The organism is Bradyrhizobium sp. UFLA05-112, assembly GCF_053572325.1.
Window position 1 is genome coordinate 1 of sequence record NZ_JBANBK010000112.1, and the last position, 22,968, is coordinate 22,968.

24 protein-coding genes and 1 pseudogene are annotated in these 22,968 nt (G+C 59.3%); 14 read left to right on the forward strand and 11 right to left on the reverse strand.

Annotation, left to right across the window (positions count from 1 at the left end; translation table 11 throughout):
* The first annotated feature begins 333 nt into the window (after positions 1-333).
* The 3 genes from SO180_RS37895 (at position 334) to SO180_RS37905 (ending at position 2,577) form a co-directional block, all read left to right on the forward strand.
* On the forward strand, positions 334-528 hold the full coding sequence (locus tag SO180_RS37895) for a hypothetical protein (RefSeq protein WP_449383900.1): 195 nt from the start codon (positions 334-336) through the stop codon (positions 526-528).
* 912 nt (positions 529-1,440) lie between these two features.
* Positions 1,441-1,968, forward strand: coding sequence for a hypothetical protein (locus SO180_RS37900; protein ID WP_449383901.1), 528 nt, complete (start codon positions 1,441-1,443; stop codon positions 1,966-1,968).
* A gap of 375 nt (positions 1,969-2,343) precedes the next feature.
* Positions 2,344-2,577: a PepSY domain-containing protein gene (locus SO180_RS37905; RefSeq protein ID WP_449383902.1), complete on the forward strand. Its 234-nt coding sequence runs from the start codon at positions 2,344-2,346 to the stop codon at positions 2,575-2,577.
* 192 nt (positions 2,578-2,769) lie between these two features.
* On the opposite strand, the gene SO180_RS37910 is transcribed toward SO180_RS37905, so the two are convergent.
* From SO180_RS37910 to SO180_RS37925, 4 genes are all read right to left on the reverse strand, one after another.
* Positions 2,770-3,234 carry a chromate resistance protein ChrB domain-containing protein gene (locus SO180_RS37910; RefSeq protein ID WP_449383903.1) on the reverse strand — a complete coding sequence of 155 codons (465 nt, stop codon included), beginning with the start codon at positions 3,232-3,234 and terminating at the stop codon, positions 2,770-2,772.
* 33 nt (positions 3,235-3,267) lie between these two features.
* A complete protein-coding gene (locus tag SO180_RS37915; protein WP_449383904.1) occupies positions 3,268-4,164 on the reverse strand; it encodes a YncE family protein in 897 nt (298 codons plus the stop codon).
* A 345-nt stretch (positions 4,165-4,509) separates the two neighbouring features.
* Positions 4,510-5,241: a glutathione S-transferase family protein gene (locus tag SO180_RS37920; RefSeq protein ID WP_449383905.1), complete on the reverse strand. Its 732-nt coding sequence runs from the start codon at positions 5,239-5,241 to the stop codon at positions 4,510-4,512.
* Between the two features lie 6 nt (positions 5,242-5,247).
* Positions 5,248-5,484 (reverse strand): DUF1127 domain-containing protein, encoded by a 237-nt coding sequence (locus SO180_RS37925; RefSeq protein WP_449383906.1) that lies wholly within the window; start codon positions 5,482-5,484, stop codon positions 5,248-5,250.
* 128 nt (positions 5,485-5,612) lie between these two features.
* Between SO180_RS37925 and SO180_RS37930 the strand changes: the two genes are divergently transcribed.
* A complete protein-coding gene (locus SO180_RS37930) occupies positions 5,613-6,611 on the forward strand; it encodes a transcriptional regulator GcvA (RefSeq protein WP_449383907.1) in 999 nt (332 codons plus the stop codon).
* A gap of 76 nt (positions 6,612-6,687) precedes the next feature.
* On the opposite strand, the pseudogene SO180_RS37935 reads toward SO180_RS37930, so the two are convergent.
* Positions 6,688-7,331, reverse strand: a pseudogene (locus SO180_RS37935) (DUF6064 family protein).
* Between the two features lie 375 nt (positions 7,332-7,706).
* A complete protein-coding gene (locus tag SO180_RS37940) occupies positions 7,707-8,129 on the reverse strand; it encodes a hypothetical protein (RefSeq protein ID WP_449383908.1) in 423 nt (140 codons plus the stop codon).
* A 286-nt stretch (positions 8,130-8,415) separates the two neighbouring features.
* On the opposite strand from SO180_RS37940, the gene SO180_RS37945 reads away from it, so the two are divergent.
* The 9 genes from SO180_RS37945 (at position 8,416) to chrA (ending at position 16,966) form a co-directional block, all read left to right on the forward strand.
* Complete coding sequence (locus SO180_RS37945) at positions 8,416-8,742, forward strand: hypothetical protein (RefSeq protein ID WP_449383909.1); 327 nt, start codon at positions 8,416-8,418, stop codon at positions 8,740-8,742.
* A 191-nt stretch (positions 8,743-8,933) separates the two neighbouring features.
* A complete protein-coding gene (locus SO180_RS37950; RefSeq protein WP_449383910.1) occupies positions 8,934-9,722 on the forward strand; it encodes an ABC transporter ATP-binding protein in 789 nt (262 codons plus the stop codon).
* 7 nt (positions 9,723-9,729) lie between these two features.
* On the forward strand, positions 9,730-11,085 hold the full coding sequence (locus SO180_RS37955; RefSeq protein ID WP_449383922.1) for an ABC transporter permease: 1,356 nt from the start codon (positions 9,730-9,732) through the stop codon (positions 11,083-11,085).
* Positions 11,082-11,804, forward strand: coding sequence for a LamG domain-containing protein (locus tag SO180_RS37960; protein WP_449383911.1), 723 nt, complete (start codon positions 11,082-11,084; stop codon positions 11,802-11,804). The genes SO180_RS37955 and SO180_RS37960 overlap by 4 nt, the downstream gene beginning before the upstream one ends.
* A 230-nt stretch (positions 11,805-12,034) precedes the next feature.
* The gene (locus SO180_RS37965; RefSeq protein ID WP_449383912.1) at positions 12,035-13,381 is read left to right on the forward strand and encodes an MFS transporter; all 1,347 of its coding nucleotides are present in this window, start codon (positions 12,035-12,037) and stop codon (positions 13,379-13,381) included.
* A 130-nt stretch (positions 13,382-13,511) separates the two neighbouring features.
* Entirely contained in the window at positions 13,512-14,102 is a 591-nt protein-coding gene (locus SO180_RS37970; RefSeq protein ID WP_449383913.1) for a superoxide dismutase, read from the forward strand.
* Positions 14,103-14,245: 143 nt separating this feature from the next.
* Positions 14,246-15,118: a DUF1259 domain-containing protein gene (locus SO180_RS37975; protein WP_449383923.1), complete on the forward strand. Its 873-nt coding sequence runs from the start codon at positions 14,246-14,248 to the stop codon at positions 15,116-15,118.
* A gap of 211 nt (positions 15,119-15,329) precedes the next feature.
* Complete coding sequence (locus SO180_RS37980; RefSeq protein ID WP_449383914.1) at positions 15,330-15,737, forward strand: hypothetical protein; 408 nt, start codon at positions 15,330-15,332, stop codon at positions 15,735-15,737.
* Positions 15,738-15,790: 53 nt separating this feature from the next.
* Positions 15,791-16,966: a chromate efflux transporter gene (chrA, locus tag SO180_RS37985; protein ID WP_449383915.1), complete on the forward strand. Its 1,176-nt coding sequence runs from the start codon at positions 15,791-15,793 to the stop codon at positions 16,964-16,966.
* 39 nt (positions 16,967-17,005) lie between these two features.
* Here chrA and SO180_RS37990 read toward each other — a convergent pair whose 3' ends face one another.
* The 4 genes from SO180_RS37990 to SO180_RS38005 form a co-directional block, all read right to left on the reverse strand.
* Entirely contained in the window at positions 17,006-18,082 is a 1,077-nt protein-coding gene (locus SO180_RS37990) for a sulfite exporter TauE/SafE family protein (RefSeq protein WP_449383916.1), read from the reverse strand.
* Positions 18,083-18,465: 383 nt separating this feature from the next.
* Positions 18,466-18,789: a hypothetical protein gene (locus SO180_RS37995; RefSeq protein WP_449383917.1), complete on the reverse strand. Its 324-nt coding sequence runs from the start codon at positions 18,787-18,789 to the stop codon at positions 18,466-18,468.
* 789 nt (positions 18,790-19,578) lie between these two features.
* A complete protein-coding gene (locus SO180_RS38000) occupies positions 19,579-19,764 on the reverse strand; it encodes a hypothetical protein (RefSeq protein ID WP_449383918.1) in 186 nt (61 codons plus the stop codon).
* A gap of 1,284 nt (positions 19,765-21,048) precedes the next feature.
* Positions 21,049-21,465 carry an ATP-dependent DNA ligase gene (locus SO180_RS38005; protein WP_449383919.1) on the reverse strand — a complete coding sequence of 139 codons (417 nt, stop codon included), beginning with the start codon at positions 21,463-21,465 and terminating at the stop codon, positions 21,049-21,051.
* A gap of 203 nt (positions 21,466-21,668) precedes the next feature.
* On the opposite strand from SO180_RS38005, the gene SO180_RS38010 reads away from it, so the two are divergent.
* Positions 21,669-21,935: a hypothetical protein gene (locus tag SO180_RS38010; protein WP_449383920.1), complete on the forward strand. Its 267-nt coding sequence runs from the start codon at positions 21,669-21,671 to the stop codon at positions 21,933-21,935.
* Positions 21,936-22,284: 349 nt separating this feature from the next.
* Here the strand turns inward: SO180_RS38010 and SO180_RS38015 are convergent, their stop codons facing one another.
* Positions 22,285-22,548, reverse strand: coding sequence for a hypothetical protein (locus SO180_RS38015; protein WP_449383921.1), 264 nt, complete (start codon positions 22,546-22,548; stop codon positions 22,285-22,287).
* Positions 22,549-22,968 lie beyond the last annotated feature (420 nt).

The following is a 22,968-nucleotide window of genomic DNA, read 5'->3' on the forward strand; positions in this document are numbered from 1 at the left end:
CCTCGACAACCCGTTCGGCACGAGGCTGTCACCCATGTCTTAGGTACGGTCCGTTACCCATGTCTTCGGGCCGGACATGATTTGATTGGTGGGCCCGGCAGAAGTGCCATTTTCGAAGAATATCAGCGGCACAACAGTGTCTAAAGTTCATAATGGCGCGCTGTGGGGCCAAAGGTTTTCAACGGAGTGTCTAAATCTCAGCCCTCGTTCGAAGTCGAGCGAAGGTTTCCGGTTAGCCGCGATCTCGCCCTGGTGCATGGGTAGATACACCAACACAAAAGATCGGAGACCCGGCAATGTCCCAAAGGGTTAAAGCGATAATGGGGGACCTCAGTGCCCGACCGCTGGATGGCAGAGATCAGCTATTCGGATGGCAAACAAGAAACAATAGCGTTCGAGGAGCTGGAGGACCTAGATGAGATAGTAGAGAGGGGACCGGACTGGAACACGATCGAGAAAATCGTGATCACGCTTAACCGTCCGCTTCCACCTTGCGAGCTTTTTACAAAGCTCTTCAAAGTTGAGTAGCGCGTCGATGATGGATGTCCAGACCGTCACGCGCATCCGCCGAACGGCTTTGGCGGTGGACAGCTGCCGTTGAAGGGGGCACCCGGGGCACTCAGCCGGGATTGAAAGCGACCAAGGTACCGATACCGGTTACTGTGGCATGTCTTCCACATCATTTTCCGCGAGGCACTTGGGTACGAGGGCGTGCACTCACTAAGCGGCTTGGCCGACTGATGTCAGCTCACCCCCAAACAGCGGCGTGATAGCGGACATCACCCGAGGTCGCAGAAGGGCACACGAGCCGACCTTGGTCGCGGACCAACAAAGAAGCCCAACGCATAGGCGCAAGAGTTCCTTTGGAACGCTGCATCACGGCAATCATTGAGCCGGCGGGGCGAAACTCCTTGGAGGAAGAAGGCGATGCGTCCGATTTTGGCCTTGAGCGTTTTGATAAGCCTGTGCGGGTTCTCGAACGCGGCAACTGCGCATCACGGGCACAGCCGGCACGCGGTGCTTCGTCCCCATCATCACATGTACCAATCAGGTCGAGCCTCGGGTTTTGCCTATGCGCCGCGTCGGCCCTACCGGTCCGCCGACCCCTGTGACAAGCCAGAAGCGTATTTCGGCGCTTGTCAGGGTTATGCGCCCGGCGAAAAGGAGCAATTTCTCGATAGTGTGCTCAGCCCTTATTAGTTGGAAAGGGCACGACCGGGAGCCCTGGTAGGGCCGCTGTCTCCAAGGGCGGTCCTTTCCGCGAGACAAATCTAAAGCGCACTCCGGCGAGAGGCGGGGTCGAAATGAGCCCAGCAGGTCGCCCTCGGAAGCCGTAGTGATTGATGGGGAAAGGGTGAGTCAATTTGACTCACAAGCCCCTTGCGGAATCGCAAGATCAACGAGTCTGATACTCTGCCTATTCCAGCAAGGAGATCTCGTGTGACCGATCTCACTTACAATCTGAATGGCGGCTTCAAGCCGACAACGAAGAGGTTCGCCGACCTCAGTGGACCGGACATTTACCCGACGCCGGCTTGGGCAACGTTCGCATTGATCGACAATGAAAAGTTCGACGGCGAAATTTGGGAGTGCGGGTGCGGTGATGGCAGCATGTCCCGCGTGCTGGAGCAGACTGGCCAACGTGTTCGCAGTTCGGACTTGTATGATCGCGGATATGGAGAAGCCGGTGTTGATTTTCTTCGTGCAGAGCAGACGACCGACAACATCGTCACCAATCCGCCCTATAATTGCGCCGAGGGTTTTGTCGCGAGCGGCATCACGCTGGCGAAGCGAAAGTTCGCCCTTCTCCTGCGTTTGGCTTTCTTAGAGGGCGCGAACAGAGCCAATACGATCTTTTCCAAGACGCCACCCGCTCGCGTCTGGGTTTTCAGTGAGCGTATTACCTTTTACCCGAGCGGCGTGGAGCCGAAAGGCAGCGGCACAACTGCCTATGCCTGGTTTGTCTAGGATAAGGAGGCGGAGGGGCCGACTGAACTGAGGTGGTTCAAACCCGGCTACAAAGCAAAGTATGCTCAGCCGCACCACGTCTGGCCGAATAAGTTCAAGCGCGAGGGCAGAACTCCAAGGTAAGCCAAACTTCAGGAGAGCGCGCTGGGTGACACCAGGCCGCAGCGATGGATGTTCAGACCATCCGGCGTATTGGTGGCCCTGGGGAGGCCGAGCCGGGATTGAAAGGGACCAAGTACCGTTACCGGTTACGAGGGGAGAACTCGCCGAAAGTATCTTTTTGACATGATCTTAAGAGCGGAACCTCGCGATTGAGCAGACGTTGAAACGTCGCGAACATGCATTCTGGCTTTCGCAAACTTCGGAGCGAAGATCATGTCGTCGCGAGCACTCACCAAAGCTCTCGTTTCCTGTCTTGCGGTCTTCTTCGTCTCGTCCGCCCACGCCCTGACCCAGGAGGAGCTCGTGGCGAAGCTTCAATCGGCGGGCTACTCCCAAATCCGGGATATCAAATCCACCGCCGAAGGCATCGCTGTGAAGGCGACGAAGAACGGCAAGGACGTGTCGCTCGTCGTCGACAGCAGTGGCCAATTCAAAGAACGGCAGTAACGACCCGTCTTTCATGGTGGCCTTCTGCTATGCAGAAAAGCTGTCCGCCGCAGTCAACTTGATTGCGGCAGACGGCTTGGTTGCTATTGCCCACCGTAACTCTCGGGCGCTACAGGTCGATCCGAATTTCGTGACCAAGCAGTCCGGCGGCCGGCAGGGCATTCCGCATAGCCAGCGCTGTTGGCCAAACTTTCAGTGTACGAACTGTCCGGCCGGTTTGCCCCGTTTCACCATTTCCTGCGCGTATGCGTAGAGCGCGTCATAGACGATCCACTCGGCGGCATTGAGTTCGTGGTCGTCCTTGTAGCCGAGATGCCGAAAGCCCTCCGCCAGCGCCTGAAGGCCCGGTCCTTCGGCCTGGTGATAGAGCGTATTGTCAGTATCCGCGCCGTTCACGATGCGGCCCAGCAGCACCAGCGCCGGGTCGCCGGTCAGCTCGTACTTTTTGAGGATCGCCTCGAACGAGCATTCCTTGCCGTGATGGCCTAGCTCAACGTCCTTGACGTCGTACGGAATGGCGTTTTGGCGCTTGGCTTCGTCCATGACCTTTTCGACTGGGACGAACAAGAACTCGGCGTCCTTGTCGACAAATTTCCTGATCAACCATGGGCAGGCGACGCGGTCGACTTTGACGCGTTCTCGGGTAATCCATTTCATGTCGCTCTCCTGTCAGTTTGGTTGGTGTTGAAATCACGCGTCAGCCAGCACCAGCACGCCGCCGTGCGCGGGCGAAATCACGTAAAGCCGGTCGGGCGGACCCAGCACTGTCGTATGGGCGCCTGGTGCAGTCATGGTGCGCTCGATCGAGCGCGTTCGTGGATCGATCGTTTCGACAAGTCCCGGCTCGCCGATCGCAACGTGAACTAGACCGCTGGCCGGATTGAAGAACGTGACATCCGGGGAAGGCGGGATCGGCCAGACGTTCATAATCTTGCCCGACATGCTATCGATCTCGACAAGTGCGCCGTCGTCGCACGCGGCATAAAGCCGGCCGCGCGTATGATCGATATCAAGACCATGGGCACCCCCTGTGGGGAGCCTCCACTGAGCCAATGGTTTGAGATCGGGGAGGCCGGCAACCAGCACCATTGAGGGATCGCGGATGCAGAGGAAGACGCGATCGGCGGCCGCGTCAGTGACGCACCAGCGCGGCCGGCCGGGCAGCGCGAGGGTGGCCAGCCGGCCATCTGTCAGGTGGAAGGCTTGCAGCGTGGGCTCCTCAGTGTCGTCTCCGATGCAGGCGGCGATCCCGAGCGTCAGGCGCTTGACGACGACAGCGCCGTTCGGCCGCGGGCCGGTGTCGATCACCGCTCTGGTCTTATAGGTGCCTGCGTCAAGCAAGGCGATGGAGGCCGAGCCGCGGTTGGTCAGCAGCACGTCCCCATCGTCGATGACGGCTCCCGCTGCGCCCGGGAACCCCGGCAAGGTTGCGATATGCTTCTGTGCGTCGTGGTCGATGACTTCGACACAGTCGGCCCGCGTGTGCGCGATGAAGATGCGGCGGGTCTTCGGATCGAATGCGCCATGATCGAAGGCGCTGCGTTCGGCGTTGGGTATCTTGATAGTTCCGATCGATCTCAGCGGCATGACGGCCTCACACCACCGCGCTGAAAAGTTGATCGGGAATTGCGAGTGGTTTGACCGTCCATGCGCAATCTCCTCGAAAACATCGAGCGTTGCGCAGAGCTTGGACGTTTTCCGTCTAACGGGGAGTCTGCGGTTCCCCGCATCATTAGTTTAGTCGCGCGGGATGCGCCCGGCAAGCGCCTGGCAAGTCTTGCTCCACGACGCTCACGATCGAGGCCGGTGCGGGAATATGCCGGGCGTGGTGCTCCGGCGAACGCAGGGGCGGTGAACTGCGCGGCAAGCGCGCGCGTCTCTTGACGTGAAACCGATTGCATGGGTTGGTCCTTTCGTCGCTGCACGGGCCAGTCAATACTTTGGCCGGTGCGAAGTCGCCCATTCGCGCGCATGCTGGATAGGCTCGCGCGGTGGCAGGCTTGCGCGCAGCTTGCGGGTGGTCGGCAGGTCTTCCATCCGAGCCCGCCAGCTGCTGAACGCCGGGAGTTTCCGGTACATGGCCTGGCCTTCGTCGGTCAAACCGAACGCGAAGGTGCAGGGCAACATGTAGAAGTCGGCGAGCGAGAGGTCCTGCCCCAGCAGATAGTGCGCGCCAGTCGACAGCTCCCGCTCCATCACCGTGAGCGCGATCTCCACTTTGGGCAGCGCGTGCGCCACGACCTTTTCATCGGAAGCAATTCCGAGTTCCGGAAAGACCAAACGCTCGTGGGTCACGTGATAGATCATGTAGGGGTAGAAGTAGGAATTGACCGCACTGATCCATTGGTTCATGCGCGCCTTTGCGCGCGGGTTTTGCGGCGTCAGGCGTGCGCCGTCGAACACCTCATCGACGTAGGCGACGATGGCGTCGGTCTCATAGACGATAAAGTCGTCGTGTCTGAAGATTGGGACGCGGTTGAACGGATGGAGCGCGAGGTGCTCCGCCTTGCCCATCACGGGCTCGAGGTCGTGGAAGGTGTAAGCCACGTCCTTGTGCGTGAGAACGAGCCGGACGATGTTCACAAAAGTGCTGCGCGGAAAGCCATACAGGATAGGCTCGGACATCTGGTTATCCTCCCCGGTTAATAGATCAAAGTCGGTCAAGGCGGATCATCGCCAAAACGGTGTATTGGCCTGCTCCAGGGCTTCTTCCCGGGTGAGCCCAAGGTCAACAAGCAGATGAGGATCATCAGCGATCTTGCGTAAACCAGCGCGCTGGTGCATCCGCTCACTGCAGGCAAGCCACCTATCCAGCAACGTCAGCCATGAATTGCTTTGATGATCACCGACCGCTGCGTCGCGTCGAATAGCCGGAAGAAAGTCGGTATTGCTGAAAAGCGTTGACATGGAACGGCTCCAAACCACATGATTTCGAATTGCCGTCGTCTCCATAAGGCCGGCGGGGCTCAGTCCGCAAAGCATCGTTTTTTGGGCCTGCCCCAATTTTTCTCATGATCTCCCAGGGAAGGGTCGCAATGCGCCCGCATTTGCCGCCGCTGAATGCACTTAAGGCCTTCGAAGCCGCGGCCCGGCACGAAAGTTTTACTCGCGCGGCGGCGGAGCTCTGTGTGACGCAGGGAGCTGTTAGCCATCAGGTGAAGGCGTTGGAGACCGAGCTTGCGATCAAGCTCTTCAATCGTGAGCGCCAACGCCTAATCATCACCGAAGCCGGCCGGGACTATCTTGCGGTGGTGCGCGATGCGCTGGATCGCATTGCGGCAGGGACGGAGCGCCTGCTGCAGCGGCAAAACGCCGGAGTCCTTACCGTCAGTACCTCTCCGGATTTTGCCGCCAAATGGCTGGTGCATCGCCTCGGCCATTTTGCCGAGGCGCATTCCGGTATTGATCTGCGCGTTTCCGCAACCATGCATCACGTCGACTTTGCCCGCGAGGAGGTCGATCTTGCCGTGCGACACGGCGACGGCAACTGGCCGGGCTTGGACGCTGTGAGGCTTTGCACCGAGCGGCTTTTTGCCGTGTGCAGTCCAAAGCTGCTGTCTGGTCGTCGTCGAATCAATGGAGTCGCCGACATCCTGAAATTTCCGCTGATCCATCTCGACAGCCGGTCCGATTGGACGAACTGGCTGCGCGGCGTCGGCATCGATGACGCTAGCGTCATCCACGGCCCGGTACTGAACCGCGCGAGCATGGTGATCGATGCGGCGATCAATGGACAGGGGATCGCGCTCGCACGAACGACATTATCGGCGTGGGATCTGATCAACGGTCGGCTGGCGTTGGCATTCCCCGAATCCGTGCCGGTGTCGAAGACCTATTGGATCGTATGCCCGAAGGCGTCCTCAGCCCTGCCGAAGATTGTGACCTTCCGCGATTGGCTATTGGCTGAGGCATCATCTGACTTGCGTCAGCTGAAAAGCTTGACTCCGCAGCCAGAGCGAAAATCAATCGGCATCAATAGCTCAAACAGGCCAAAGCACCGCCGTTCTGGATCAAGATCGATCTCCGGCGCCTGAAAAGAACATGCAGGCTGCGCAGACGCCTTAATGGTAGTTGCCACTGTGCGGGGCGGTCAGCGGCCCCGCCGTCGACCTACGTCAACGCCTGTCTCCGGTCGCTAGCGAGAATGAGCGGAGTGGCGGTAACGCCGCTAGCAAGCAGCAGAAGATCCTGCGGGACGCTCAAGAGCATCGCCGCGCTTCCGCCGATTAGCGACCACCCAGCCGGGATTGCGAGCAACGAGCCAGGAACGGCCTCGCGCGTCAACAGCAGCATGCCAAAGGTGAAGATCGTGACGGGACAGGGCGTGCCCCCGAAGGCTGGCAGCTCGGAATGGGAATGCCCCGCCAGAACACCGATCAAGGGGTAGAGCAGGGCCGCGTAAATCACGAAAGAAGTGCCGATCCATCCGGCCGGACGCGGGCGAAAGCCGAAAATAATTCGATGGTGGACGACGCCTGCATAGGCAAGTGCACCCGCCTGAATGATGAAAGAGCCCCGAAGAGATACGCGGCGCTGTTGATCGTTGTAAAGAAGGCGAGATGGTAACCAAGCCCTGTCCATGCCCACATGATCGCAAGGATGGCCGTGATGATACGGTCCGATGCTTCGGTGCGTGCGAAGAGCAAGAACATCGCCACCGCACCGAGGAAATAGGCCGCTGTCTGTGCCGGCCAGATCGCGTCATTGTATGTTGCGAAGAGATCAAAGAACTGTTCGGTCGTGAATGGCAGCATTAGACCCTCGGCGGTGATAATGCTGCACGAGATCGGCGAGAGCTATTGACCGATATCAAACGGTTCAGTCCGACAACGCGTCACCTTAAGAATCGCGACGCAGCGGCTGGCGCCGGCTTTCCCGGAGTCCTGCTGGTGTCGAAGACCTATTGGATCGTTAGCCCAACGCGAGCGCGGCTCTGCCGAAAATTGCCAAATTTCGTGAATGGCTGCTCGCGGAGGCGTCGAACGACCTCCGCCAGCTCAAATCGCCCCTGGGACCTCCAAAGGCGAAGTAGAGCTAAGCGTGGTGCCTCGGTTATCCGTTGCTTGCGACGATGTGCCTGACTGGATAACCGCCGGAAAGCAACCGAGCGACGTCACTCTTCGCCGATATTAGCAATCACCAGGTTTCTTATCGGAGGGCGCGGGCTGAGCCCCGCCAGCTGTCATCTTCTCTGATTGCTCGGAGGGCGCGGGCTTGGTTCGATCGGGCGTGCCCGTCGCCATCTTCTGTGACTGCCCGGAGGGAGCGGGCTTCGTTTGCTGTGATTGCTCGGCGGCGGTCGGCTGGCCCTGCATCTGGCGTTGCGCATCCTCGGATGATGTTGCTGCACCTTCTGTTGCTTTGTTCATCGCGGTTGTAGGCGGATGCTCCTTCGAGTCTGCCGCTGTGGAACCGGTGGTCTGCCCGGTATAGCCGGGGACGTTTCCAGAGCCCGCATCTCGGCTTGCAGTGTCACAGGGACCGGCAATGGCGGAGTTGGCGCTGAAGGCGAGCACCGCGCCCAAGATTGTAAGTCTGTTGGCAGCGATCATAGCCTTTCTCCTAACGTTAGACCTCGGAGGATTGAACAAAAGTACGGGGTCCTCTGTTCCGAAGAGCCGCATCGGAATCCGCGTTGCGTGCAGGTGAGGCCAAGCTCATCGAGCAAATGTAGACACAATGGCCCAACTCGGACCTCCGGTGAGGTCCGCCATTGCGTCGCAGTGAGAACGTATTGGTCCTCATATGCCGTGCGGAGATATTCGCCAATTGTCCTCCTCCCTGAACCAAATTTGGCCGGAGCCGTTAGCCGTTCATGGAACAGACGAGGAGAGATTTATGAGAGTTCTTGCAGTAGCAACGGCAATATCGTTGTCCTTTGCGTTGGTCCCCGCATGCGCCGAAGAGTCCGGATTATCCAAGACGTACAAGCAGGAGCAATCGGCTCCGGTGCAGCCAGACCGTACGCCGCAGCAATCGGAACAATCTCGCGATCAAGAGCGGTCGCGCGGCGAGAATGTTCAGATTAATCGCGACTGGAAGGCCCAAGAAAATGCCAGCCGAACTGGTACCGATCGCGAGGGATCCGCAGGCAAGACTGACGAGGACCATCAAACAGTAGGTCGTGACTGGAAAGCCCATCCTGAGCGCGACGAGAAGCGCTAGAAGCAGTAGTCGGCAGCCCGGCGACGGACTCCATGATGCTGCTACAGAGAGCTGCGTGGAGGGGCTTGATCAAACTGAAGTGAATAGCCGACGGAGTTAGCCGGCGTTGCTTCTGCTGGTTCCTGATTGACAAGCAATTCCGCTTTGGCAAAGTCGCGGCCCTGGGGATGGCGATCTCCCCATGAGGCGACATGCCCAAGTATCGCGTCCGGATTTCCGAAGAAGGACGCAGCATGTCAACCGTCGACGACAGTGTCTCGCCAGCTCGTTCGCCGCCTTTGCTGGGCGTAAGAGACCTCACCAAGCGCTATGGCAACGACGGCCCCGCGATCGAGGGTGTGACGTTCTCCGCTGTCGCGGGCGAAATCCTCGGTGTTATCGGCCCAAACGGCGCCGGCAAGACGACGCTGCTAGAAGCGGTTGCCGGACTTCTGCCCGTGAATAAAGGCGAGGTCTTCTGGTGCGGAGAGCCGTTGCAGCCAGCCCGTCGTCGTGACGTTCTCTTCTATCTGCCTGACGGCGTCCGTCCCTACCAAGATCAATCAGCGCTGCAGGTCGTGTCGTTTGTCGGACGTGTCTTCCAACGGTCGGACGCGGATATCTGGACAACGATTGAAGCGCTCGGGTTGCAGCCGGTGCTTCGAAAGCGCGTTTTCGCTCTGTCAAAAGGCTATGCCCGACGCCTGATGCTGAGCATCGGATTGCTTGCGTCGCATGATCTGTTGCTGATGGACGAGCCCTTCGATGGATTTGATTGGCGGCAGACGCGTGAGGTCATGGGCGTATTGCGTCGCCAGACCATGCGTGGACGCACGTTGATACTCTCGATCCACCAGTTGGCGGACGCCGAACGGGCCTGCGACCGCTTCATCCTGTTATCGGCGGGGCGGGTGCGCGGGTCCGGTGGACTTGCGGAATTGCGTGCGCAGACAGGGCTGCCGAACGGCTCGCTGGAGGAGATATTTCTTGCGCTCACGTGAGGCATACGTGCGGCCGACCGCACCGCTCGTTCCGCTGCTCGCAAAGGAGCTCCGTGAGATCACGGCCGGGCGAGCACTTTGGACCATGTTGCTGTTGGTCTGTCCGCTCGTCGGATACAGCTTCGTCCAGGCAGTCTCACTCTACAGCGAGTCAAGTGCGGCGGCCTTGCAGTCGCCAGTTATGGCGAGGAGCCTGTCGCCGCTCGATGGAATTCTGGTCCCGACGTTCGGCTCATTCTATGTGGCGGTGACATTGTTGTTTCCCTTCGTGGCGATCCGGGTGCTGGGCCAGGAGAAGGAAAGCGGCGCGTTGCGCCTGCTGGTTCAGTTACCGTACGGACCTTCGACGTTGATCCTCGCAAAATTCTGCGCCGTGCTCTCAGCTTGGCTCATGGTGAGCATTCCTGCGCTTTCCGCGCTGGCCATGTGGGCCATATTGGGCGGTCATCTGGCTGCACCGGAGACGCTGAACCTTCTGTTCGGTCATTTACTCTACGGGCTGCTTGCCGGCGCCATTGGGCTGTTCGCCGCGGTTATCTCCGATAATTCGGCTACTGCCGCCATCATCGCGCTTGCAGTCACGATCGGATCATGGGTGCTGGACTTCACGCTCGCGGGCCGTTCAGGCCTGTCGGCCTGGCTTGCGCAATTGTCGCTAACCCAGACCCTGCGTCCGTTTGAGCAGGGGCTTCTCTCGGCCGGCTTGGTGCTGGGCATAGCTGCCGTCATCGGTGGTCTTGCTGCGTTGACAATCCTCTGGCTTCCGCCCGGCACTCCGGCGCGAACGAAAATCATTCGCTCTGTCTACTGCGCGCTGGTGATCGTAGCTGGACTCGGTGTCGCGGCGCAGGTCAGATGGGCAGTCGATCTCAGCGACGACCAACGCAACTCCTTTTCATCTGCAGAAGAGCGCCTCCTCGCGACGCTTCGGCTTCCATTGAAAATCACAGTCAATCTCGCTGCGGAGGATCCCCGGTACATCGATCTGCGGCGCAACGTCCTTGCGAAGCTCGATCGCGCCATGCCTGACGTCACCGTCGTTCTCGCGAGCGAACGGCCAAACGTTGCCAGTTCTTCGGACGCCTATGGCCAGATCGAATATGTCTACGGCGATCGAAGCGATGTGAGCCGGTCCACCAGCCCGCGTGAGATATTGCCGCTGCTATATGCTCTCGCGGGTGCGCAGCCGCCAGCCCCGAGCGCAGGCGACGATTACCCCGGTTATCCATTGGTCGTCAGCGCGGACGCGACGCTGCTGTGGTTTTTCGGCGGATTGCCGTTCCTCATTGTGCTCGCATGGCGACACATTCGCCGGCTCCCCCCGGAAAAAAGCTCCCTCGTTCAACAAGGAGTTAAGCCATGAGTGTCAGTAAGAAGATCGGACTAGTCATGCTCGCTGGAATCGGTTTTGCGGCGCCGCTGCCGAACTTGGCCGCAGAGCCAATCAAAGTTGACTTCTCCAATGAAACCGTCGGCGGTGAGCCGAAATCACTGGTGCCAGTTGTCGGCTTCTGGAGGATCGAGGAGGACGCCAGCAAGAAGGTGCTCACGGTCGACGGACGCCAGTGGAAGGAGGGACAATCGTCGGCAGGCATCGCCGACAAAGCGCGCGCACTCTACGGCGAACGCTACGCGGAATTCCTCGATCGCGTGCAGGCCTACGCCTACTATCCCTACGCAGTTGCGCCGAAGATTGACAATTTCACCGATGGCGAGATTTCGGTACGCTTTGAAGGCTTGTCCGGTCGCATTGACCAGGGCGCGGGCATTCTGTTCAACCTCAAGCCGAACGGAGACTACCTGACGGTCCGCGCGAACTGTCTGGAGAACAACATCGTGTTGTGGAAGTTTGAGAACGGCAAGCGCTCTTCCGTCAAATGGGTACGCAATACACCGACCGCGACGCGACAGTGGCATGACCTCAAGGTCCGCGTGAACGGCACCAAGGTGGAAGGCTATCTCGATGGCAAGCTCTATCTGGAACACACGCTGGCCCAACCGGTCTCGGGCCGGATCGGGCTCTGGTCGAAGGCCGACAGCCACATGTACTTCGCGGAATTCACCGTAGCTGCCGGCAATTGAACAAGGCACCGGCGAGAAGCGTAGGGCGCCTTGACAAATACGTAGGGCGCGCCTTACTTCCACCCATGGGGAAGCGATCTCCCCACGAGGCGACATGCCCAAGAATCGCGTCCGATTTTTCGAGAAGGACGCTGCATGCCTGCCGCTAAGCTCATTCCCACTACCGTTTTGTGTCCCGCCGTTTCTGCGGAGGTGTCTGTTGCGCTCTCGCGCGGCGAGCGCACCACCGCGTGGCTGCCAACGACCGGCGTGTTGGAGGCGCGGCGCGGATGAATGTTGCGCCAGACACCACCCAGAACGTGGAACCGCAGCTCAAGCCCCCGTCGGCAATCGCGCTGCTGTTCGGTGCACGTGCTGCGCGCGGGCTTGGTGACGGCTTTGCCACGATCATTTTGCCGGCATACCTCGTCGAACTGGGTTACTCCCCTTTCCAGATCGGCGTGGTTGCCACCGGCGCCCTGCTGGGGACCGCGGTCCTCACGCTGGGCGTCGGTTGGCTGGGAGGCAATCGCGATTTGCGGACGCTCTTACTGCTGAGCGCGCTCACGATGATGCTGACCGGTCTGGCGTTTCCGTTCGCAGAGGCGTTTCCGGTCATCCTGGTTCTGGCCTTCGTCGGCACGATCAATCCCTCGCCAGGAGATATCGGCATCTTCGTGCCGCTCGAGCATGCGCTGCTAGCAAGCGATGCGAGCGACTCGAAGCGTACGCAGGTCTTTGCCCGCTACAGTCTGATTGGTGGCCTCTCGACCGCAGCGGGCGCCTTGTTGGCCACTGCGCCCGACTTTCTTGTTTCGTTTGACATGCCAAGGCTCGCCGCCCTGAAGTCCATGTTTTTCGTCTATACGGCCCTTGGTCTCATTGGCGCAGTCCTCTATCGACTGCTGCCACTAGCATCACCTGCGATTAATGTACGACCGAAGGCTTCAGTCCTCGGCCCCTCGCGGCGAATTGTCTATCGGCTTGCAGCTCTCTTCAGCGTTGATGCATTTGCCGGCGGATTTGCCGTCCAATCGCTTGTCGCCTTGTGGCTGTTCGAGCGCTTCGACCTGTCACTTTCGAGCGCAAGCCTCTTCTTTTTCTGGTCCAACACGCTTTCGGCCTTTTCGTATCCGCTCGCCGCAAAGCTGTCGCAGCGGTTCGGACTGATCAACACAATGGTCTTCACGCACATCCCCTCAAGCATCTGCCTCATCGCGGCCGCTCTACTTCCGAACCTGACGGTCGTACTGGTCCTGCTTTCGATCCGGGCAGCGCTTTCGCAAATGGATGTGCCGACGCGGACCTCCTACGTGATGGCAGTGGTCACGCCGGGGGAACGGCCGGCGGCGGCCAGCGTGACTGCTGTCCCACGCAGTCTCGCCTCCGCCATCAGTCCGAGCCTGGCCGGTGCGATGCTCGGTACGGCATTTTCGGGGCTGCCACTCGTTATCTGCGGCGCTCTCAAGATCGCTTATGACATCACACTGCTCCTGTCGTTCCGTCATATCAAACCGCCCGAAGAGGACGAGATGGCAGTCGGGAGGACTGGACAGATTTCGAGATACGGGGCCACCCAACAGCGGAGAGTGGGATGAAAGTCGATTTGAACCGTCGAAACTTCGCTGTAGCAGCGGTCTCGACAGCCGCGCGGGCCAGCATGCTCGTCTTTGCGCAACACGACACGTCAAATCTGAAATCGACCCGTGATTTCAACGGAGGACTGCCATGACCTATGTTCCGAAGCCGCTCTCCTGCGATCCGAGCCGCATCCGTGGCATGTCGGAGCGGATGATCATCAGCCACTACGAAAACAACTATGGCGGCGCGGTCAAGCGCCTCAATCTGATCGACGAGAAGCTTGCCGATCTCGATTACGCAAACGCACTGGGGTTCCTGATCAACGGCTTGAAGCGCGAGCAGCTCATCGCGACCAACTCGATGATCCTTCATGAGGTGTTCTTTGACGGCCTTGGCGATGAAAGCGAACCGATTGCAAGTTTGAAGGAGGCCCTGGCACGTGACTTCGGTTCTTATGAGCGTTGGCGTACCGAGTTCATGGCTATGGGCAAGGCCCTCGGCGGTGGCTCTGGCTGGGTGCTCCTGACGTGGTCGCCGCGTGACCGCAAGCTCGTCAACCATTGGGCCTCAGACCACTGCCACACGCTTGCCGGCGGAACGCCGATTTTAGCGCTCGATATGTACGAACACTCCTATCATATCGACTACGGCGCCAAGGCCGGGAACTACGTCGATGTCTTCATGGCGACGATTAATTGGCCGGCGGTACAGCGCGCATATGAGGGAATGCACGGATAACGCGCGGCTCCGGATGCTGAAAGTGCGGGCATGACTCATGGGCGATGACATGCCCGACGAAGGAGGATGCAATGCAGAAAAAGCTCTCGATAGGTGCTCCAATTCTCTTAGCGCTGTTGGCAACCGTTGCTGGCACGGAGACGATGAGTTGGACCAAGTACCGCGAGCTATTTGTCTCCACCGCGCATGCGCAGACCATCGATTGGCAGAAGGTCGACGAGACGCTCGGGCGAAAGCCCGCTATCTCGGACGATGTCCACCGTTACGGGTTTCCGCGCACAGACCTCGCGGTGACTTTGGATGGGGTGGCCATCAAGCCCGCGCTCGCGCTGGGTGGCTGGATTGCCTTCAAGCCGGTGCATGGCAGCGCAATGATCATGGGCGACCTTGTGCTTCTGGAGACCGAAATCAATCCGGTGATGGCGAAGATGATCGCGAGCGGCCTCGAGATCACCGCCGTGCACAACCATCTGCTACGCGCAAGCCCCGCCACATTCTACATGCACGTCGCCGGCCACGGTGATCCCGTCAAGCTGGCCACGGCCATTCGCGATGCGCTGGCCGAAAGCAAGACCCCACTGACGGTAGCGGCGCCGGCGAACCCGCCGCCCGCCGTTGATCTCGATACGGCACAACTCGACCAGATCATCGGAGTTAAAGGACAGGCCAACGGCGGCGTCTACCAATTCAACGTGAAGCGGCGCGATCCGATCACAGAAGGCGACATGTTGTTGACCCCGGTCGGTGCAATCGGCGTCGCAATCGGGATCAATTTCCAGTCAACGGGCGGAGGCAAGGCAGCAATCACAGGCGACTTCGTGTTGACTGGCAACGAGGTTAATCCGGTGATCATGGCGCTGCTGGAAAATGGAATCGAGGTCACGGCAGTCCATAGCCATATGCTGGACGAGCAGCCGAGGCTGTTCTTTCTTCACTTTTGGGCCAATGACGACGCCTTGAAGTTGGCGAAGGGGCTTCGTGCCGCCCTCGACAAGACGGCCAGTACCAAGAGTTAGAACGCAGTCGATCTCGCGGGCTGGGGCGCGAGATCTGCAAATCGCGGAGAGGAATCAGGATGAGAAAGGTTACCCTCGCGTTGTCGGCACTGGCAGGTCTCCTTGCCGTGAATGCAACGGCCCAGGCCCAAACGTGCAAGGTGTGCTCCGAGCAGCAGAAAGCCTGCATGAAGAACTACGCCGGACCGGCATGCAAGACCGAGTATCAGATGTGTCTGAAGTCCTGCAAACCGAAATGAGCGGCTTCTTCTTAAGACACTGCGCGATTCTCGCAGCTTTGGTGGGGACGGCATTCGATATGAGTGCCGTCGCTGCCGAGGACGGCCTTCACAAACTGTCGGGGCCGCAAATACGAGCCAAGCTCTCCGGCATGCAACTGACTGACGAGGTGCACTGGCGGGAGGTCTATGAGCGCGACGGCAGGCTGCGAAGTTACGCGATGGGCAAGAAGATGGTTGGGAAGTGGTACGTCCAGGCCGACGAGCTCTGTATCGATCTTCCTGAACCAGACGGAGGATGCTTCGAGGTGAACGTATCGGGCGAAACCGTCGTCTTGAAGCCGACAGGCTTGGGTCTGGCGGCAGATGGTGTCTTGAGATCGCCGGCCCAGGGCGAATGACGCTGCGAAGTGTGCGCCCCAATGCCTTTGGTTTCTCTTGAAGGAGCTTTGAAGTGACGACAACTACCGTTCCTGAGCGCGGTCGCATGGCCGAACTGGCGCTCTATTTTCTGCGGCTTGGCTTCCTGGGCTTCGGCGGTCCCGTGGCGCTCGTCGGCCAGATGGAGCGCGAACTGGTCAATGACAAGAAGTGGCTGACCAAGGAGCAGATGCGAGAATCGATCGCGATCTGCCAATCGCTCCCCGGTCCTCTCGCAATCCAGGTCGGCATCTACATCGCCTGGCTCCGCTGCGGCTTCTGGGGCGCGTGGCTTGGCGGATGGTGCTTCATCCTGCCCAACTTCGTCATCGTTGCCGCGCTCGGTGCGCTCTACGTCTATCTCGGCGATCTCCAGCCCGTTACTGGGATCTTCTACGGCGTCAGCCCGGCGGTGATCGCGCTCATCCTGCATTCCTGCTACCGGCTGGCCAAGCTCGGCATGGAGGACTGGTTGCAATGGGCGATCGCGATCGTGTGTTTTGCCGTAACGGTTATCCTGCAGGCTGAGGTCGCGTTGTTATTCATCGGCGCCGGCATTGTCGGCATTCTCTACTATGGAAATCTCTTCAAGCGCACGCCGGCGGTGTTGCCAGTGGTCGTCGTACCGGCGGCTGCGCCGATGGCTCCGGTTGCGACGGGGTCGACGCTGGGCAAGCTCATGCTGTTCTTTCTGAAAGCGGGCTCCCTGACCTTTGGCAGTGGGCTCGTCATCGTGCCGTTCCTCGAACAGGGGCTGGTGCAGCAATACGGCTGGCTCGACGAACGTCAATTTCTGATCGCAGTCGCGATTGGCATGATCAGCCCGGGCCCGGTCGTGATCACGGCGACATTCGTCGGCTATCTGGTCGCCGGCTTCTGGGGCTCGCTGGTGTCTACGGTTGGCATCTTCTTGCCGTCGTTCCTATTGGTCCTCATCGTGGCACCGATCCTGGCGCGGAATCGAGGAAACGCCAACGTCCAGGGTTTTGTGAAGGGAGCCTACGCTGCGGCGATTGGGACCATCTTGGGCGCTTGTGTCCTGCTCGGAAAGATCGCGATCGGTGACTGGCTGACGGTGGCGATCGGTGCGGTTTCACTCGCGGTGCTGTTCCGTTGGAAGATAAACAATCCCGTGCTGATTGCCGCAACGGGCGTCATCGGACTGATCGCCTATCCGATCCTGCAGCCCGCGTGGGTGATGGTGAAGTGACGGCCTCGATACGAACGAGGAGCATCTTTGGTATCGGTTCTAGGGGAACAGGCGAGCATGAGCGAAGAACGTGTGCACCAGCATCATAAGAGCGAGAAAGCCAATGGCGTAACCGAGCAACGTGTTAATGCTTTCGAGCGGGTCTTGTGGAAGCTCTGTCGATCCGGATGAAATGCGTCCTCTAGGCGCGCCGTCGCTGCCGTTTTCTCGCATGGTCCAATGACGCGGTGATCTCGTTGGATTCGTCCGGCGGGATTTGAAGAAAGTGTACAGCAAGCAGACATCTATCAGAATGGTGACCGCCATGACGATGTAGGCCCACGGGCTTTCGATTAACTTCAATTCGATCAACACCCGAGAGAGTCCGAAGCCCACAACCCACGCATCAAAACTCATGCATATTCGACGAAACGTTTCGGCATCGAGCCGTCGAATAACAAAGGCGCCGGTTGGTATGCCAATCAGAGCACAGGGAACAAGCACCCATAGGAGGTTTGCGCTCTCCGCAATAAATAGACCGAGTTTGTAATAGGCGAGGGCGGTCACGCTCGACTCCACAACGCGGACCAATGCGAGTCCGGCTCGGAACTCGTCTTTGACCAGACCTTGATTGTTGAACAAGATGGCCAATGGCGGGCCGGAGATGGTCGTGACTGAATACAGGATGCCTAAGGTTGTGCCGAACGGTAGCCCGACCAGCCATCGCGACTGAATTGGCCTACGCCAACCGGCCGCCTGGACGAGGATGAGGGGAAGAATGACTGCGTACGTCGCGAGCTTAATCCAGCCAGATTGAAGCGAAGCAAGAGCGAAAGCGCCAATCCCAATACCGGGCAGTAGCCCGATCAGAATGGGTAACACCCTCTTCCATACAGCTGGAACGCCCCTCAAATTGATGAACAGAACATATAAGTTCACGAAGACTTCGATCACTATGATCGCGGGGTTCAGGATCCGATTTGTGTAGAAGACGAGTGCGAGCGGTACCGTGAGCGACGAAAATCCATAGCCAAGGGCGCCGTTGACGAAGGACGCAAATAGCGCGATCGCGGCAAGAACGATCATGGATGTGTCGAACGGAGGCATCTTTGCGTGTTCCCAGTCGGCGGTGACCAAGGCAATTCGAATTATAACTCAATTACCTCGTCGTCAGTGAAAAGAGCGGCGCCTTTGACCGTGTCTCACTGGGGCGATCGATGCAGCCGGTGATGTCAGCTTGCGGACTTTGCTCTCCGTAGTTCTGCCCAGGGCGAAAAGGGAGCTATGTGTGAAGTGGATCAGTACCTCCGGGCACGTTTCGCCACCCTGTCGCTGTATATGCCGAATGCTCGCCCGAGGAGAGCAACCCCATGAGCACACTGGGCAGGGCGGCATCGAACTCGACTTACAGCCGTCGGGAGTGCGCGGTGTGATCTCGTCGGGGGGGCCGCTCGGATAGTGTGCCGTTCTAGTCACAGTGCGCACAGAAAACAGCGTGCGCGCCTGTCCGCCTTATTCGATCACTTTTTGTACGGAACATTGGTCGCGCGCTCGACTTTCAATTGCCGCCGAGCCCTGCGGTGTAGCCTGGAGCTGGACGCGGAATTGAAGGCGAAGAGGAGATCATCGTGACGAAGGTAGCAAAGCTTCTTGCAGTAACTGCAATACCGGCATTGTTGATCGCAACGTCCGGCCCACTGCTCGCTGGCGGCGGCGGCGGCGGTGGCGGCGGTGGTAGTGGTGGTGGCGGTGCGGGAGCAGGTGGCGGGGTAGGAGCTGGCGTTGGTGGATCCGGGGGACATGGCGGCGGCGTGGGACATGGTGGCGTCGGTGGTGCCGGTCACGGCAGTTCGGCATCGACCGCTGCTTCAGGGCACGCGATGCAATCACTGTTCTCAAGCCCGCAGTCGCATGGCGCGCATCACGGCGCATCAAGCCTTAGCCTGGGACATGCGATGCAAGCGGCGTTTTCAGCGGTATTTTCAGGATCGCACTCGCATAGCGGGCATCACGGTTCATCAAGTCATGCGGGGCATCCCGGCGCATCGGGGTTCAGTCCAGGGCATCAGATGCAAGCGGCATCTTCAAGCACGCCGTCCGGGCATCCCGGTGCATCCAGCTTCAGTCCGGGGCATGAGATGCAAGCCGCATCCTCAAGCACCCCGTACGGCCCTCCCGGCGCATCCGGCTTCAGTCCGGGACATGAGATGCAAACGGCGGCTCCGAATCCTTAAGCCGGTGACGACCAGCAGTTCGCATCGAGCTTCGCGCTCCGAGAACGCCTCCACGAGTTCTTTGCGCTACGCGGCGGTCGGACAGACTGCGCCGCGATGATCGCACGCCAAGCAAAGCATCCGGGGCTGTAGCGTCCGAGGGAGACCTCGTCGGGCTGTCGGCTGATATCGAAGTCTGCACTGCTGAGCGGACTGCTTCTTGATCAGATCGTCGAAAGGGCGGGCGGCCGCAGCCCCGATCTGTCATTTCTTGCGTGTAGTGCTAGGGGCGCTTTGTTTTACACAGTGTCAATCGCGACACAATGTTGGCGTGACTCGCCTTAAGCTGTCGCCGCGTCTTCGTGGCGCTTCTCTCCTTAGCCCTGAGCCCGTCGCGAATGGCGGGCTTCCTTCGCATTGCTAAAGACCGCGGGCCAGATGGTTGGCCCGTTTCATGCTTTCCAAAATTGCCAGCGGAGGGGCGGGCATGATCGCTGAACACATCTTGGTCTGGGCTGCGCTATTGAGCGTTTTTGTCTTCTTGGCTTTCCATTCGGCCGGACGGAAGCGCGGGTAACGCTTGCTGAGTTTGGCTGCAGTTGCCACGAGCCTTTCTACCAGTGGGGGTCGCCTCGGTTGGCGGCCTCAGCCTTCAAGAGCTGCACATAGGTACCACTCTCACATATGCCAAGCTTCTGTGAAGAGCTTCACTCGCGGAGTACAATAAGTTGAGGAAAGGCGCCACTGGGGCTGGGGAAGTCGTGGCGCCTTCTCCCCAAGCACAAAGCCGCAAAGCGTCCCCACGCGGCCCCGTCCCAATGCGGGAGCCTTTGCCGATTACGTTAAAGCTAAGTGAAGACCCGGTTCAGGCTGGCGGGTGTGGAGTCTTTCATCGCCTCCGGCGCCGAGTCGGATTGTCTCCGCTGCCGGGGTGGATCGCGCCCTTTTGCAATCCGCCAGCCGAGCCAGTTGTGCCACTGGCCCCGGCTCCAGAACCAGTCGTCCCGGCGCCTCCTGCACCCGGCGACGATCCGCCCGTGCCCATCGATCCACTGCCGACCCCTGCGCCAGCACCACCAGCTCCGCCAGCACCTGCACTACCAGATCCGCTAGCTTGGCCATATGCAACGCTAGCGCCCCCTGCGAGTAACACAGCTGTCAGGACTGTAATAAAGGTCTTCCGCATTTTAAGCTCCATGGTTTTCGGAACCTAACCAATGGTCGCGCGCGGTAGGCGTTCCTAAGCATGCGCGCTAGCTGGCGGCCTGTTCTGTTCTCGCAGGCGTCATTCCGGCGCTTCACGCCCCTGGGGAGTCAGTTCGTATCGATCGCCGTTCTTCATTAGCCAACCGCCCTCGACCATGCGGAGCACAAACGATTTCGTGCAAACTGGATGAAAGGCGCTCGGGTGATAGATCTGGTTGTTTCGCTCGACCAAGTAGCCGTAGAGCCGGGCCTGCCGCAGAGTCCTACGCACCCATGGTGAAAGAACCAACATAACAATCGTTCAAGCGTCGGTTTGAGAGACTCTTGCTAAGCCTGTGCGGCTCTGCGGTGGCGAAGACCTTTCAACAACTCCTCAACGGGTCCAACCTCATTGGACCCCATGCGCCGTTCACGCGCGACTGGTTCAGCCGATAATTCTGCCAGCCATGAGAGCTGCCGAAAAACAGACAATCGCAAGCCCTGCCGCAATTAGTAGAGCAGTTCCCAGCTCTCCTCCCATGTACGCTCACAAAAGCTCCGTCCTGCGAGCGACCCCAGCACTCCGGATTGAATGCTGGAGCCGCCTGATGGCCGCTTATTTCTCAAGGGATCGAAATTTAAACCAAGCCAAGCCAGAAAAGTTTCTCGACGCGACCAATTTAGCCGTCGGAAAACGGTTGGCGGCTAAAGCTCCCGCTCCATCGCCGGATGGCTACGGTTCTTGACCTTGATCCAGAATTTTTGCCGGCCGCCGCGGTAAGGCCGATCGCGATGTTTCGAGACAAAGCCTTCAAGGCCCATGCGGCACGCAGCGCGGAAAAGGTCCGGCCCGATCTCACCGCGCTCAAAAGGTGCGACCGTGATCCCGTCGGGTCGGCGCGCCAAGAGCTGCTCCAGGTTGACTTTGCGCATGTGTAGGGGGAGGGGGCGCAAGTCATCGCCGCCCATCGTGAGAATGTCGAACGCGTAAAGCTGCACCTCGTGATCGTGCATGCGCGAATGCAGCGCGTTAAAGTCGGATATGCCGTCAACGCCAAGGATCACGGCCTCGCCGTCGATGACGAAATGTCTATGCCGGTTCTTGCGCGCGACCTCGATCAACGGATAACACCGATTTCGGTCGTGCCCGTTGACCTCTTAGCCGAAATCTCGATCGGGGAACGTCTAGATCCTCTCGAGCGTGGTGAGAGGAAGCGTCCATAACAGAAGCGGGAACCGGCACCATGCCATAGGAACAGAAGAACCAGCCCGGTGGTTTCAAGACTGGTAGGACAAGACGGGTAAGAAAAGTCGAGGAGGAAAGAATGAGATTAGCAACTAAGGCGCTGGCCAGCGCTGCGACTGGTGCCGGCCTTTTCGCGATGACCTGCGTAGGTGCCTCTGCAGCCATCGTCTGTTCTAACAATGTTTGCTGGCATACGCATGAGCGTTATAACTATCCGCCCGAGGCGAAGATCACGGTTCACGAGGACAACTGGAAATGGGGGCCGGGTGAAAAATATACTTTCAGGGAGCACGAGGGTCGCGGCTACTGGAAGGGCGACAGCTGGACAACGTTTGAGGAGCGATAGCACGTTATTAAAGTACCCAATTGAGGCCGCCGTGTTGGCGGTCGCTTCTTTTGATAACAATCAACGCGGCGTCGTTCGTTCAATGTCTATGCACCGCGCGCTGACTTGCGAGTCACGCACGCCTAGCGGACCACGACCGCCAGCAGCACTCGTTGCGTTTCGCGGACGCACTGAACTCCTGCACCGCGCCGCACATTTCGCCTCTCGTTGCACACCACCGCGTGCAGCTCCTCGGCAGCCTTTGGTTGCATAGCGCGACCAACCCTTGACTGGATTGAGCGCCATCACACGCTTGGGATGGTCGCACTGGCCCGTGAGAGCGTCGCAAATCAGAGCTGCATCCGAAGCATCAGCGTGATTTTCGTTTGCGCCGAGATTGCTTCCGGCTGAGTCGTTTGGCGTTTGCCGCAACCTTTCTTCGATATTGCTCGACAATCTTGTCTCGGGAGGCCCCGGCCATCAAGGTTGTACCGGCCTTGGCCGCCGCAAACAGTTTTTCACTGACCATGAGCTGGGCTTCACGTTGGGCTGCTTTGCCGCCGCGCATCAACTTCGCGATCCGCAAGGCGATCACGCGATTGCCTTCTAGCGCCAGCATCACCCAGTTCCACATGACAGTGATATTCCTAGCAAGTCGGTCGCCCACAAGGGATTTGTGGCGGCGTGCGGTCGCGCATCACGTCCAGGATAAGCACACCATAATCGCGCGCAAGGTGTGCATCGATGTCCAACAAAGCCTGACAGTCATACTCTCATCAATCCAATCACACACGTCCCCGCCTTTTGTGGAAGGCGCTCACAGTTGGGCGCGGGTCGCGCGCGGAGTCGGCCATTCAAGCCAAGCATCGGTCTACGCGCCAGCGTGAAATCAATCTCCTCGCTGTGGGTCAATCGGCTGCGCTTCTCGGATGGATCCTGCCGTTTGTGCCAAAGCCTCCAGGCTAGTTGGCCGACCACCTGTGCATCGTACACGAGTCCACAGCTCGCACATCGCATTGTGAGGTAGCTAGTGCCGGGGCGAAGTTCGACCGAG